Origin of the sequence: Actinomyces sp. HMT897 (assembly GCF_016626125.1) — a bacterium.
Taxonomy (GTDB): Bacteria; Actinomycetota; Actinomycetes; order Actinomycetales; family Actinomycetaceae; genus Actinomyces.
This window is the reverse complement of sequence record NZ_CP067336.1, coordinates 2184652-2197882: the sequence shown is the minus strand read 5'-3', so window position 1 is coordinate 2197882 and position 13231 is coordinate 2184652. Positions and strand designations below refer to the sequence as shown.

Sequence of the window (13231 nt, the reverse complement as noted above, 5' to 3'; positions counted from 1 at the left end):
GAGCGCCTGCCCACGGGCGGCCGTGCCGGGGCCCGGGGTCAGGGGCCCAAGAGAGGCCCGGGACAGTCGGGCGGCCGACGTGCAGTCCCGGGCCGCGCCACGCCCCAACACGCCGGTTATGGCGCCACAACACCTTCAAGGCTAAAGTGACACCAGGATTGCAACAGAGCATGCATAAACCTATGCATAAAACGGAGGGGAACCATGGGGCACTGGGTCGACCAATTCTGGAAGGGGCAGATGACCGCGTTCGCGCCCACGTACCGGGACCGCGACCGCCGTCGGGGCACGTACAACGCCTACGTGCCAGGGTCCCTGAGCGAGGCCTCCCTGACCTTGAGCGCGACCACGCAGCTACTGGCGGCCCAGGCGGAGGCGCGCGTGAACCACCTCAACGCGTCGCCGGACGTGGCGGCGGCCGGGCAGTTCCTCCTGCGCAGCGAGGCCATTACCTCCTCGCGGATCGAGGGGATCACCCCCACGGCCCACAACGTGGTCCTGGCCGAGCTGGGCCGCCACGAGAGGGTCAAGGGGGTGACCCCGGAGGCCCACGACACCGTCCGCCACATTATGCTGCTCAAGGGCGCCACGACGCGGCTGGCCCGCACGCCGCTGGTGACCATGGCCGACCTGCTGGAGCTCCACGACGGCCTAATGCCCACCTCGCCGGACCACCACGGCCTGAGGCTGACGCAGAGCTGGCGCGGAGGCACCTCCCGCAACCCGCTGGACGCCCGGTTCGTCTCGCCGCCCCCCGAGCTGGTGCCGGAGCTGACGGAGGACCTGCTGTCCTACCTCAACGGCGCCGTCCACGCCCCGCTCATCCAGGCGGCCCTGGTCCACGCCCAGTTCGAGACGCTCCAGCCCTTCGTGGTCGACAACAGCCGGGTGGGGCGGATGCTCATCCAGATGGTGCTGGCGCGCCGTGGGCTCCTCACCGGCGCCGCGCTGCCCATGAGCCTGGTCATGGAGACCATGCGCTACAGGTACGTCGAGGAGCTGTACCCGACCTACGAGCCCGGCCAGGCCGAGGAGACCGGGACGGAGGACCTCGGCGCGGGCCACGAGAAGTGGATCATCCTCTTCCTGACACTGGTGATCCTGGCCTGCGACGAGGCCAAGCGGATCGCCGCCGAGATAGCGGACATCCGGGCCGACTGGGAGGAGCGGCTCCAGCACTGGTCCGAGCAGAACAATGACAACCGCGCGCTGCGCGAGGGCTCGGCCGCCTCCCGCATCCTGCCCGACCTGCCGGGGACCCCGATGCTGACGATCGGCACGGCGGCAAAGACCTACGGGGTCACGCGCACCGCGGCCGCCCGGGGGCTGGAGACCCTGGTGACCGCCGGCATCCTGACCACGGAGAAGGTCGGCTCGCGCCTGCGGGCCTACACAGCCCCCAGCGTGGTGAAGGCGATCACGTGGGTGGACAGCCGGCTGGAGAGGAAGCTCGCCGCCGCCCGCCTGCCCGCCCCGGCCAGGCTGGGCCCGGAGACGTACCACGGTGTCGACCGGGCTAGCCGCATGCCTCAGAGGCAGAGGAAGTCGACGACGACCTCGTAAGGGAGCGTCCGGAGCGCATGGCGGCCGCGGAGGCTCAGGTACCCGGCGCGGAGACGCGGGCACCCGGCGGTGGCCGTTGGGAAGCCCGGGCGCCCCGCCTCTCATGGACGTACCGGCATCGCCTACCTAGTAGCTCCCGGACCGCCTGCCGGGACCGCTCTCCCGCGGACGTACCGTCACCGTCCCCGAAGCCGGTCACCTAGACTGGCTGGCGAAGTTCGCACCCGGCAAGGAATACGAACGTGAAGATACTGATCCTCGGCGCCACCGGCCCGACCGGCCGCCACGTCCTGGCGAACGCGCTCAAGGCCGGCGACACCGTCTCCGTCCTCGCTCGTCATCCTGAGGCGCTGGCCGACGTCGAGGACCGGGTCACAGTCTTCCAGGGGGACGCCACCCTGGCCGACGACGTCGCCCGGGCCGCGGAGGGGCAGGACGTGGTCATCGTCACCCTCGGGCGCGGCAGGTCGCTGAAGCCGGAGGGCCTGTTCACGGGGGCCGCCACGGCCGTCGTCGAGGCGATGCAGCGTACGGACGTCAAGCGCCTGGTCTGGCTGTCCGCCTACGGCGTGGGAGAGACGATCCGCACCGCCTCGCTGCTCCAGCGCCTCGCGTATCGCACCCTTGTGCGCAGGATCTACGCCGACAAGGCCGCGTCCGAGCGGATCCTGCGCGCCAGCGGACTGGAGTGGACGATCGTCTACCCCACCGTCCTGACGAACAACCCGGCACGGGGCACCTACCGTGTGGCCGAGAGCATGAAGATGCGGGGGATGCCGCGCATCAGCCGTGCCGACGTCGGCGCCTTTATACACAAGGCGGCGCACGACTCCGCCTGGATCCGCCGGGACGCGGTCATTACCGACTGACCGGGCCCGGGCGCCTCTTCCATTTCGGTGCCGAGCGTGCGGGGAATGCCAGCCCGCACGCCGGGGGCCGGGGTGGTAGCCAGGCAGGACCAGGAGCTCCCGGCCCCGGGCTCGACCGGGCCCGGGGCCTCTTCCATTTCGGTGCCAAGCGTGCGGGGAATGCCAGCCCGCATGCCGGGCGCCGGGGGCCTCTTGCGGTGAGGGCGAGTGCTGCGGTGAGGGGGCGGGCCAGTCCGGAGCACCAGGCACCGGGGACCACCGCCCCTCGCGGGTGCGACAGGTGCTGCCGTGCGTACCAGCGGCTTCGCTGGGGGTGTGCCAACTCTTGCGGGTGTGCCATACTGGGGTCGTGGCCGTGCGAGTGGAGCTCACGCGATTCCGGGTGCTACCCGGGCGAGGCGGCGTCGTCGAGGAGTGGATGGCCTTTCTGCGCGATCACGAGCAGGCCGTCCGCCAGACCCTCGGGCCGGAGCACATGCACGTCGAGACGATCTTCTCCGAGACGGTCGACAGCGTCGAGTACCTGTACTGGTACTCGGTCCAGGGTGAGGGTGGCGACGACGTCACCTCCAGCGGGCACTGGCTCGACCGGGCCCACCTCGACTACTGGAGGCGTTGCATTGACCCGTCGTTCCCGCCGGAGGACCTCACCGTCCGCCAGCACGTGGTGACGGCCGCCGTCCAGGACGCCATTGACGACTGACTTTTTTGCGCGGGGCGGGCCTGGCGTCAGGGGGCGGGTCGCACGTCAGTCTCCGGCGGCATCCCGTCCCAGCTGCCCCCTTCCGCGCGGGGGTGGGCGGGCCGGCGGAGGAGATGTAGCCAAGACTGTGCAGCTGCCCCCTTCCGCGCGGGGGTGGGCCGCGAGCGGATGCACCCAGGTTCGACGCCGAGCCGTGCCCCCTCCCTATGGGGCCAGCCCGGCCCCTCCCTCGGGCTCGTCACCCCCCGCCACGGGCCCCCTCCTCACGGGGCGGGCCCATTCGGGCTGGCCGCCTCAGGTCTCATTGGCCTCGCCGTAGAAGGCGAGCTCGACGAGGTTGCGGTCGGGGTCGCGCACGTACAGGCTCCGGACGGGGCCGAGTGCGCCCGCGCGGTCCACGGGCCCGAGTTCGACGGGCGTGCCGCAGGCCTCCAGGTGCGCGGCCGCGACGTCGATCCCGCCGACGGCAACCAGGCACAGGTCCGCGCTGCCGGGCTCGGGGCGGGCGGCGTGCGGGACGATCGGGGCCCGGGCATCGTGGAGGTTGATCTTCTGGTCGCCCAGCCGCAGCGCGGTGCGCCCCTGACCGAAGGTGATGACCTCCATCCCCAGGACGCGCGAGTAGAAGTCGACAGCGGCCTCGATGGAGGCGACGGTGAGGACGAGGTGGTCAATGCCGGTAATACGCACAGGAGGATTGTCCCGCTGCGAGCCCCACGACGAAACGCCCTGTACCAGAGCGGTGGGAGCAGGTCGCGGCACTGCGGGAGCAGGGTAGCTGCCCAGGACCTGTGCGTTCGGGTGGCCCGCGGCCTCCGAGGGCCGAGCCGGGGGCCGCTGACCCGCTGGCAGGCCGGGCCGGGGCCGCGGTCAGGCCGTCGGCTGGCCCGGACGGCGGAGTTGCACATTCTTTCTACAAACCGCGATCAGTAAACGGCGGGACCACGCGAATCCGCCAAACGGTGCGGGCCCCGGGGGCAGGATGAATGTGCAACGGTGCCCGCGTTGCACATTCATCCTGCCTCAGGACGTCCCCCGGGCCGGGAAACCGTTGGAACCACGCCACCACCCCTGCCAGCACCCCAGAAAGAATGTGCAACACCACCCCGGTCCCGACAGACCGCACCACCAGCAGACACCGCTCCGGCCAACCACTGTCGCACCTGAGAGGACCACGCAATGACGCTGGCTGCGGTCATAATGGCGGGACCAGCCACTGTCGTACCCGGGAGGATCCCCGGCAGGACCCCGCCCCCACCCCACCAGCAGACACCCCGCCCACCGCAACCAGGCCCCGCCCCACCCGCGCCGTACGGCACACAGCGGAACACTTTGTGCAGAAGATAACCGATTGCGCACAAAGTAACCTAGATTCGTCGCTTTCTACACAAAACATTACCTTATACACAAAACGTCCCCACACACCACCCCCACCCACACGACCAGGAACCCCAACCCTCCACAGACAGACCCCACCTCATCCACGCCTTAACTCCCTCAAGAACCTCAGACCAACCCCAAAAACACGACACACAACCAGCCCCCCCACCCCACTCGCACCACAAACACCACCCCCACGAACAAGTACCGTTCTCACGAGAAATAAGTACCGTTCTCGCGAAGAGGGGCGGGGCGGGGAGGGCGGAGCCGTGCCTCGGCCTCGTCTAGACTCCTCCTATGTCCTGGGACGCCCGGTCAGCAGCCGCGCTCATTACCGCTCTGAGACGCAGGCACCACGACCTCACCGAGGTGGAGGTCAAGAGTGCTGCCGCTGGCGTCCCCGCACTGGGGCCCACGCTGTGCGCCTTCGGCAATATGCCCGAGGGCGGGACGATCATCCTGGGGCTGGACGAGTCCCGCGGTTTCGCACCCACCGGCCTGACCGAGGTCTCGGCCCTGGAGCAGGCCGTGGCCGCCCAGGCCCGCTCCGGCGTCGTCCCACCGGTCCAGGTCAGCTTCACCCAGATGGAGGTTGACGGCTCCGCCACGCTTTTCGTGGACGTCGCCGGGCTGCCGCTGGCCGACCGCCCCTGCACCTACCAGGGACGCGCCTACCTGCGCCAGGCCGACGGCGACTACGAGATGAGCCAGCAGGAGCGCACGCAGGTCGAGATCCTCAGGCTCACCAGCCGTACCCGCGTACACGATGACGCCACCCCGGTTGACGGCTCAGGCCTTGCCGACCTGGATCCGGATCTTCGTGCGACCTATACCGACCTGGTCCGACGCACCTCGAGGCGCCTCCAGGGTATTGACGAGGAGACCCTGCTGCGCCGCACTGGTGTCCTGGAGCCGCACGGCGACAGGCTGACGCTGGCGGGGGTCTACGCGCTGGGCGAGTACCCGCAGCAGTTCATCCCGTCCCTGAGCGTGACAGCAGCCGTCCACCTGCCGCGCGACGGCGGCCCCAGGCTACGCGACCTGGTGCACCTGAGCGGGCCGCTGCCCGTGCTGCTGGAGGACGCCATGGCCTGGGTCGAGCGGAACACCAGCAGCGCGGTGGCGTACCGGGACGACGGCCACGCCGTCGACGTCCCCGAGATCCCCCTGCCCGCGGTACGCGAGCTCACTGCCAACGCGCTGGTCCACCGCAGCCTCAGCCCCACGACCCGCGGCAAGCAGGTGGACATCCGGCTCAGCCGGGACCGGCTGGTCATCACCAACCCCGGTGGCCTGTACGCCCTCACCACCTCCCAGCTGGGGCACCCCGAGGGACGGTCCGCCCCCAACGAGTTCCTCTACGCTATCTGCCAGCACCTGCGTGGCCCCGACGGGATCCGCGTCGTCGAGGGCGAGGGCGGAGGTATTACGGAGGTCCGCGAGGCCCTGCGCGGGCACGGGCTGGAGGCGCCTGACTTCTACGACACGGGGGTGGCGTTCACGGCCGTGGTCCACCGGCCCCGGCCCGAGCAGGCCGGGCAGGGCCCGAGGACGCCGCACGTGGTCCTCACCCCGCAGTCCGCACCCAGTCCGGGCGAGGCCGCCCCAGGACGCACCGCGGTCTGAGTCCGCTCGAGCCAGAGGGCCTCGACAGGCCCACGAGACACCCAATGAGGAAATTTTTTCCTGATTTTGCCCTATATGCTACTATGTGACCATGTTGTTGGACTTCTCCGTGGTCAACTACCGCTGCTTCGCCGACGAGGCCGTCCTGGACCTGACCCGCAGCAGCCTCAAGACCCTCACCCCCCGCCCCGGCTCCTCCTGGGAGGACGAGACCTGGCGCGTCGCCGCCCTCTACGGCGCCAACGCCTCCGGCAAGTCCACCCTGCTCGACGCCGTCGAGTGCCTATGCGACGCCGTGGGCGGCCACCGTGGCCTCCTGCACCAGCCCTACCTGCTGGACACCAAGCACACTACCGCCCCCACCTCCTACACCATTGGCTTCACCCACGCCGACCAGCGGTTCCGCTACAGCGTCAAGGCCCACTCCTGGGGCGTGGCCCGCGAGGAGCTGTGGACGGCAGGCCCCCGCTGGAGGAGGCTCTTTGCCCGCACGCAGGGCCCCGAGGACGACACCCCGGTCATTGACGCCGGTCCCACGCTCCGGGGCGCCACCGCCGAGGTCCGGCGCATCACCACCGTCGAGGACCTGTTCCTCGCCGTCGCCCTGCGCTACCGTCACGAGACCCTGGCCCCGGTCGCCCGCAGCCTGCGCGCCATGCATTCTATCCACCACAGTGACATGGAGCGCGAAAGATGGCTGCGGTGGATCATGCGGCACCTGGACAACAGGCCCACCCAGTGGAGCGAGCTCAGTAATGCCATAGCGCACGCCGCCGACCTGGGCATTACCCGCGTCGAATTGGAGGAGCTGGAACTCGCTCCGCAACTACTGGAGAACCTGAGACGCCTCATGGGGAAGGACGACAAAGGCGAGACCAGGATCCCCGAGGAGATGCTCCGGGATTTTCAACGCTCACTCGTATTCGCCCACACGGGTGCGGACGGCCAGGAGCACCGCCTGGACATAAGCGACCAGAGCCAGGGCACGCTCACCTGGTTCACCACCATCGGCCCGGCGATCGAGGCGCTCCGACTCGGACAGGTCCTCCTGGTCGACGAGCTCGACGCCAGCCTGCACCCCGCGCTGACCGCCGAGATCGTGGAGATGTTCAAGGATACCGACCTCAACCGCTCCGGCGCGCAGATCGTCTTCACCACCCACGACACCTCCCTCATGGACAACTCCCCCACCCAGCTCCTGGAGAGGGACGAGATCTGGATGTGCGAGAAGCACGCGGACGGCTCCAGCGAGCTCTTCTCCCTGGCGGACTTCACCAGCACCCGCAAGGGCACCAACAAGCAGCGCCGCTACCTCGTCGGCGCCTTTGGCGCGGTTCCGCGGGTCGATACGTCAGGCATCCGCCGCATCCTGACAGAGGGCCTGGAGGAGGACTGACATGGCCTCACGGCGCCCGCGGCGCACCGAGCGGCGCACCGTTCTCCTCGTCACCAACGGGAAGAAGACGGAGAAGTCCTACCTCACCCGCCTCAAGAGGATGGTCGGAAACGATATAACGATAACCGTCCGCTCTGTCAATGGGCCTCCCGAGACCGTCGTCAAGGAGCTGAGAAGAAAACGCCCTGACATTAGCTGCTTCGCCGAGGTCTGGGTCGTCGTCGACCATGACGGCACTGACCGCCGCCCTTTTCTCGACCAGTGCCAGAAGCTGGACAGGAACCACAGGCGGACCTCGGTCCACGCTATCGTGTCCGTCCCCTGCTTCGAGGTCTGGCTCAACGCGCACTATGGACCTGTCCGCCGCTACCAGGACCAGGCCGAGGCAGGTCGTCACTACCAGGAGCTGACCAAACTGCCCAAGAAGCAGTGCAAGGAGATCCCCGAGGACTTCCCCTGGGACGCCATGGCGGAGGCGGCCGGGCGCTGCTACCTGCCGCCGGGCTCCCTCCCCGAGCCGGACACCCAGGGAGAGTGTCCCTCAACGACAATGCCCTACCTCCTCAGGAGCCTCGGGCTCATCCAGTAGGAGTTGCACATTCTTTCTACAAACCGCGATCAGTAAATGGCAGGACCACGCGGATTCGCCTATCGGCCCGGACCCGGGAGGCAGGATGAATGTGCAACGCGGGCGCCGTTGCACATTCATCCTGTTCCCGGACGTCCCCGAGGGCGGGGAACCGCTGGAACTACGCCACCACCCCTGCCAGCACCCCAGGATGAATGTGCAACACCACCCCGGTCCCGACAGACCGCACCACCAGCAGACACCGCTCCGGCCAACCACTGTCGCACTCGGCAGGATCCCCGGGAGGGCCCCGCCCCCCGCACCACCAGCAGCCCCCCGACCCCCGCAACCAGGCCCCGCCCCGCCCGCGCTGTACGGCACACAGCGGAACATTTTGTGCAGAAGGTAACCGATTGCGCACAAAGCGACCTAGATTCGTCACTTTCTGCACAAAACGTTACCCTACGCACAAAACGTCACCCTGTGCACAAAACGTCCCCACACACCACTCCCACTACGACCGTAGCGCAGGAGGCAGTCTGCGCAGAACGCTCCCACGCCAAGTCCGTCTCAGGATCCGTTGCCCGTCCTCAGACCGCTGGGCGTGAGCCCCGTGCCCGTCCAGGTCAGGTCGATGCTGCCCGAGCCCGTGGAGCACAGGTGGCAGGAGCGGTCGCCCGCGGTCTCCTGGTTCACCCACTCCAGGTGGACGGTGCTACCGGAGACCGTGACCCGGGTGACCATACCGGCCTCGGCGCCGCTGTGCGCCTCCCTGAGGGCGAAGTCCCCGAGCAGGGCGCGGTCGGAGGAGTAGACCGCCAGGCGCGTGTGGAAGAGGTCCCTGTTGCCGCCCCGATGGCACTCCAGGGGTACCAGGGTGACCTGCCCCTGCGCGGTGGACATGGTCGTGACCGGGTGGCGCAGGTAGACCAGGGAGGCCTCGCTCCCGCTGGACACCAGGGCGGAGCCGGAGCGGAACGACGCCGTGGCGGCCACCGCGCAGCCCTCGGGCAGGGGCAGCGTGGCGTCGCCCAGGTCGGGGACGCCGGGGGCGTCCTGCACGGGTATCTGCGTGCGGGGCAGGTCGGGGGAGGCGACGGCGGGGACGGCGCCCTTGGCGGGCAGGGCGACGAGGGCGACCCGGGCGGTGCCCGAGGAGGCGTCGACCACGAGCACCGGACGGGGGCAGGTCGTGGACTCCGGGCCCGCGCACGTCACGGGGACCGTGCAGGGCACCTGCCCGGGACCCAGGGGGACACGGGGGTCGGCGTCGGCCTGCGAGCAGTGCACGGACGCGGACGTGGAGCTGACCAGGTAGGAGCGCACCGCGGTACCGGAGCCGGGGAGCGTGTCCTCGAGCTGGAGCCGGGCCTGCTGGGTCGTGGTGTTCCAGACGGCCTGCTCGTCATTGGCGGCCAGGGCCGTCAGCAGGGAGTTCGCGACGCCGGTGGCCTCCTGGTCGCCGGCGGCGTCGGTGGCGGGGGTCTGGCCGCCGCCCGGGCTCGCAGTGCCCTGGGGGTCGTAGGTGGCCTGCCCGGCGTCCGGGCTCGTGGCCGGGCTCGTGGACGGGCTGCCCGCGGCCTGGGTCGGGGCGGGGTCGTCGTCCTGGCCGAGGACGGACAGGGCCACTACCCCACCACCGCAGCCCAGGACCAGCAGGACGAGGACGACGAGGAGCACGACGCGCCGCCGCCTGGGCGCGGGCAGGAGCTCTGGCGGCGTCCCGGGCGGGAGGGCTCCGGAGGCCAGGTCCCCGGAGACCAGGGCGTCGGGGGCCTGGGCGGCGCCTGCGCCGGGCGAGAGCGTGACCCCGGCCAGGACAGCCTCCGCCCCCTTGGGGAGCGTGCCGACGAGCGTGCGCGCCGTCGAGGGATCCGTGGCGTCGGCGTCGACCGGCCCCAGGACACCGGCCACCGGGGGTGAGACCGGGCCCGCCACGGCACCCGCGGTCCCGGCGGGGCCGCTGTGGGGCAGCGCCTGACCCGGTGGGGGCTGGGTGAGCGCGGGGGCAGCTGGCAGGCCGGCCAGGGAGGTCACCATCTCGCTCAGACGGCGCTGCACCTCCAGGACACCGGGGCGCTCCTGGGGGGCCCGGGCGAGCATGGCGGCGAGCAGCTCCCAGAGGGGGTCGGGGATGCCCTCCGGGCGGCCCGGCGCCTGGGTGGCCTGCGCCCGCATCACCTGCATCGGGTTGCCGACGAAGGGCGGTACCCCGCAGCACATCTGGTAGAGCACCACGCCCAGGGAGTAGACGTCCACGGCCGGCGTCTGGGGGCCGCCCTCGTACACCTCGGGGGCCATGTACAGCGGGGTGCCGCCGCTCAGGGTCGAGCGCGTGGAGGCGGCCGCGTCGCAGATCCGGGCGATGCCGAAGTCCGCCACCCGGGGCGTGCCCGGGGTCGTCGAGGCGTCAATGAGGATGTTCGCGGGCTTAATGTCCCGGTGGATGACCCCGGCCTGGTGGATGGCGGCCAGGCCCGTGGCGACGCAGGTGCCGATCCAGGCGGCCATGGCCGGCTCGAAGGGGCCCTGCGTGCCCATGAGCCCGCGCAGGTCCCCGCCGCCGACGTAGTCCATGACCAGGGCCAGGCGGGCGCCCTCGACGACCAGGTCGCGGAACCGCACGACCAGGGGGCTCGACACCTTCTGGAGGACCTTGCGCTCCCGCAGGAAGGCCTCCACCACGGTGTGCTCCAGGCTCAGGTCGTAGCTCAGGATCTTGAAGGCCAGCGGCTCCGAGGAGCCCCGGGCACGGCCCTTCCAGACCTCGCCCTGGGCGCCGGCCCCGATACGCTCCTCGAGGACGTACAGGCTGCCCAGGTGCCGCCCGGCGTCCTGCGGGTCGGGGTCGGGGTCGGGGGACTCGCTCATCACCACTCCTGGGAAGGGGCAGAGGACAGGGGCCTTCCACGGTAGTCCACGAGCCCGGCGCCGACAAGCAGCCAGCCGCGGCCCCGCCCCGCCGGGGTCGCCGGGGCGGCCCCGGCAGGCTCAATGACCTGACCGAGCGGTAGCGCGGGCGCACCCGGGTGGGCACGGGAGCCGGGGCCTGGCCAGTGGGACCTGAGGCGGAGGGGGAGACCGGGCTGTCGTCGCTCAGCAGGTGCACGCCAGCTCAGTGGGCGGCCTCGTAGGCCTCGATCTCACCGACCTTGGGGCCGTAGGCGCTGGCGGGGTCGTGGCGCAGGTCGAGCCAGAGGTCGACCAGGGCCCAGGCGGCAGGGGCGGCAATGACGTTCTGTCCCATGCACAGGATCTGGGCGTCGTAGTTCTCCACCGAGCCGCGGACGGTGAGCAGGTCGTGGGCGGTGGCGGCACGCACGCCCCTGACCTTGCTGGCGGCGATGGCGGTGCCCACGCCGGTGCCGCACACCAGGATGCCGCGGTCGGCCCGCCCCTCGGTAACGGCCTGGCCAGCGAGGAAGGAGACCTGTGGGTAGGTGATGCCAGCCTCGGACAGGTCGGTGACGGCGCTGACGCGCGCGTCGTCCTCCAGGTGGGCCTTGAGCGCGTCCTTGAGGACCGCTCCGTTGTCAGGTGCGCCAATGACAATTCGCATACCCGGATCCTCCCAGATCCTGGCGCGCAGCGGGCGTGCACCTGCTGGGCGGCGACGGCCTGCTCCTCACTGAGCAGGAACATCACCAGGTCGTTGTGCAGGAGTCTGGGCGGTCCCACGTAACCGGCGATCTTGCGGGGCCGCTGCGGGCACGGCATGGCGGAGGAGTAGAGGATGAGTCCCCGGGTGCGCTCGGGGTGGTCCAGGGCGAAGCGGATTGCCGCCGTACCGCCCGCCGAGGCGCCCAGGACGAACTGGACCGGGCTGGACCGGCCGGGGCCGGGCGCTGACGCGCGGGGTAAGCTGCGCCCGAGTAAGTACCGGCGTCGGCCTCTGCGGGAAAGCCTCGCTGGAGGCAATAGCGCTACCTCCAGCCCGCCCCCGGCGTCGTCCCCCGCCGGGAGCACCCCCGGGGACAGGACGTCAGTACCGCGCCATCCCCCGGCCTGCCGCCACCGGGCCCATACCCGGCGGCTACGACACGGACGTCATCGAGGCCGCCCGGTCCCCCGACACCGGGCCCATATACTCGCGCCCGTGAGCAGCCCCTCGACCCCGGCCGCCTGGTTCGCGGACAACCGTGCCAACTGGGACGACCGGGCCGCCCTTCACGAGGCCTCCGGCTACGGCATCCAGCGCCTCGTGTCCGACCCGGCGGCCATGAGCGACGAGCTCGCCCAGGACCGCGAGCGCCTGGGCGACCTGGCTGGCAGGGACGTCATCCACCTCCAGTGCCACCTGGGCACCGACACGGTGGGCCTGGCCCGGCTGGGGGCGCGGCGCGTGGTCGGCGTCGACCTGTCCGGGGAGTCGCTGCGCAGGGCCCGGGACATCGCCCGCCGCTGCGCAGGGCCTGCCACGGGCATCGAGTACGTGGAGGCCAACGTCTACGACGCCCGCCAGGCGGTGACCGGGGACTTCGACCTGGTGTACACCTCGCTGGGCGTGCTGTGCTGGCTGCCGGACGTCGTCGCCTGGGGGCAGGTGGTGGCCTCGCTGCTGCGCCCCGGCGGGCGCCTCCTGCTGCGCGACGACCACCCCGTGTTCATGACCATTGGCGAGGACGTCTCCGACGGCCTGCGCGTGGAGCAGCCCTACTTCGAGCAGGCTGAGCCCCTGACCTGGGACGACGCCGGCAGCTACGTCACCGGCCCCGAGGACGGCCCGGTGGTCTCCCACGGAGTGAACCACCAGTGGAACCACTCCGTGGGCGAGATCCTCACCTCGCTGCTGGGGGCTGGGCTGGTCCTGGACTCCTTTGAGGAGACCCGGCACGCGGCGTGGTGCCCGTGGCCCGACCTCATGGTCCTTGACGAGCAGGGCTGGCGGCTGCGCGAGAACCCTGAGCGCCTGCCCCTCCAGTTCGTCCTCACCGCCCACCGGCCCGCCTGAGGCCGGGCTGGTGGCCGCCTACCGCTAATAGGTCATCTGCCAGCAGCTCCCACCTGGTAGGCCGCCCGCCGCCCCCACCTGGTAGGCCGCCCGCCAGCAGCCGGGTGCGACCACCGGGCCCGCACCCCGCACCACCCGATCGCACCTGGTCGCGTGGCCGGCCCGGCGCCTCGGG

General features: G+C 70.8%; 10 protein-coding genes. 7 read left to right on the top strand and 3 right to left on the bottom strand.

Annotation, left to right across the window (positions count from 1 at the left end):
- Nucleotides 1-240: 240 nt before the first annotated feature.
- From JJJ15_RS08580 to JJJ15_RS08570, 3 genes are all read left to right on the top strand, one after another.
- Nucleotides 241-1563 carry a Fic family protein gene (locus JJJ15_RS08580; protein ID WP_165271644.1) on the top strand — a complete coding sequence of 441 codons (1323 nt, stop codon included), beginning with the start codon at nt 241-243 and terminating at the stop codon, nt 1561-1563.
- 242 nt (nt 1564-1805) lie between these two features.
- A complete protein-coding gene (locus JJJ15_RS08575; protein ID WP_200510462.1) occupies nt 1806-2432 on the top strand; it encodes an NAD(P)H-binding protein in 627 nt (208 codons plus the stop codon).
- A 349-nt stretch (nt 2433-2781) separates the two neighbouring features.
- The gene (locus JJJ15_RS08570) at nt 2782-3135 is read left to right on the top strand and encodes a DUF6176 family protein (protein ID WP_200510461.1); all 354 of its coding nucleotides are present in this window, start codon (nt 2782-2784) and stop codon (nt 3133-3135) included.
- Between the two features lie 294 nt (nt 3136-3429).
- Here JJJ15_RS08570 and JJJ15_RS08565 read toward each other — a convergent pair whose 3' ends face one another.
- Nucleotides 3430-3825 carry a VOC family protein gene (locus JJJ15_RS08565; RefSeq protein ID WP_200510460.1) on the bottom strand — a complete coding sequence of 132 codons (396 nt, stop codon included), beginning with the start codon at nt 3823-3825 and terminating at the stop codon, nt 3430-3432.
- A gap of 987 nt (nt 3826-4812) precedes the next feature.
- On the opposite strand from JJJ15_RS08565, the gene JJJ15_RS08560 reads away from it, so the two are divergent.
- From JJJ15_RS08560 to JJJ15_RS08550, 3 genes are all read left to right on the top strand, one after another.
- Nucleotides 4813-6141 (top strand): ATP-binding protein, encoded by a 1329-nt coding sequence (locus tag JJJ15_RS08560; protein WP_106110281.1) that lies wholly within the window; start codon nt 4813-4815, stop codon nt 6139-6141.
- A gap of 91 nt (nt 6142-6232) precedes the next feature.
- Nucleotides 6233-7537, top strand: a complete 1305-nt coding sequence (locus JJJ15_RS08555) for an ATP-binding protein (RefSeq protein WP_200510459.1) — start codon at nt 6233-6235, stop codon at nt 7535-7537.
- A gap of 1 nt (nt 7538) precedes the next feature.
- Entirely contained in the window at nt 7539-8126 is a 588-nt protein-coding gene (locus tag JJJ15_RS08550) for an RloB family protein (RefSeq protein WP_200510458.1), read from the top strand.
- 549 nt (nt 8127-8675) lie between these two features.
- On the opposite strand, the gene JJJ15_RS08545 is transcribed toward JJJ15_RS08550, so the two are convergent.
- Both JJJ15_RS08545 and JJJ15_RS08540 read right to left on the bottom strand, forming a co-directional pair.
- Nucleotides 8676-10976, bottom strand: a complete 2301-nt coding sequence (locus JJJ15_RS08545; RefSeq protein ID WP_200510457.1) for a serine/threonine-protein kinase — start codon at nt 10974-10976, stop codon at nt 8676-8678.
- 244 nt (nt 10977-11220) lie between these two features.
- Nucleotides 11221-11664, bottom strand: a complete 444-nt coding sequence (locus JJJ15_RS08540) for an RpiB/LacA/LacB family sugar-phosphate isomerase (protein WP_106110278.1) — start codon at nt 11662-11664, stop codon at nt 11221-11223.
- A 537-nt stretch (nt 11665-12201) separates the two neighbouring features.
- On the opposite strand from JJJ15_RS08540, the gene JJJ15_RS08535 reads away from it, so the two are divergent.
- A complete protein-coding gene (locus JJJ15_RS08535; RefSeq protein ID WP_246741984.1) occupies nt 12202-13056 on the top strand; it encodes a class I SAM-dependent methyltransferase in 855 nt (284 codons plus the stop codon).
- Nucleotides 13057-13231 lie beyond the last annotated feature (175 nt).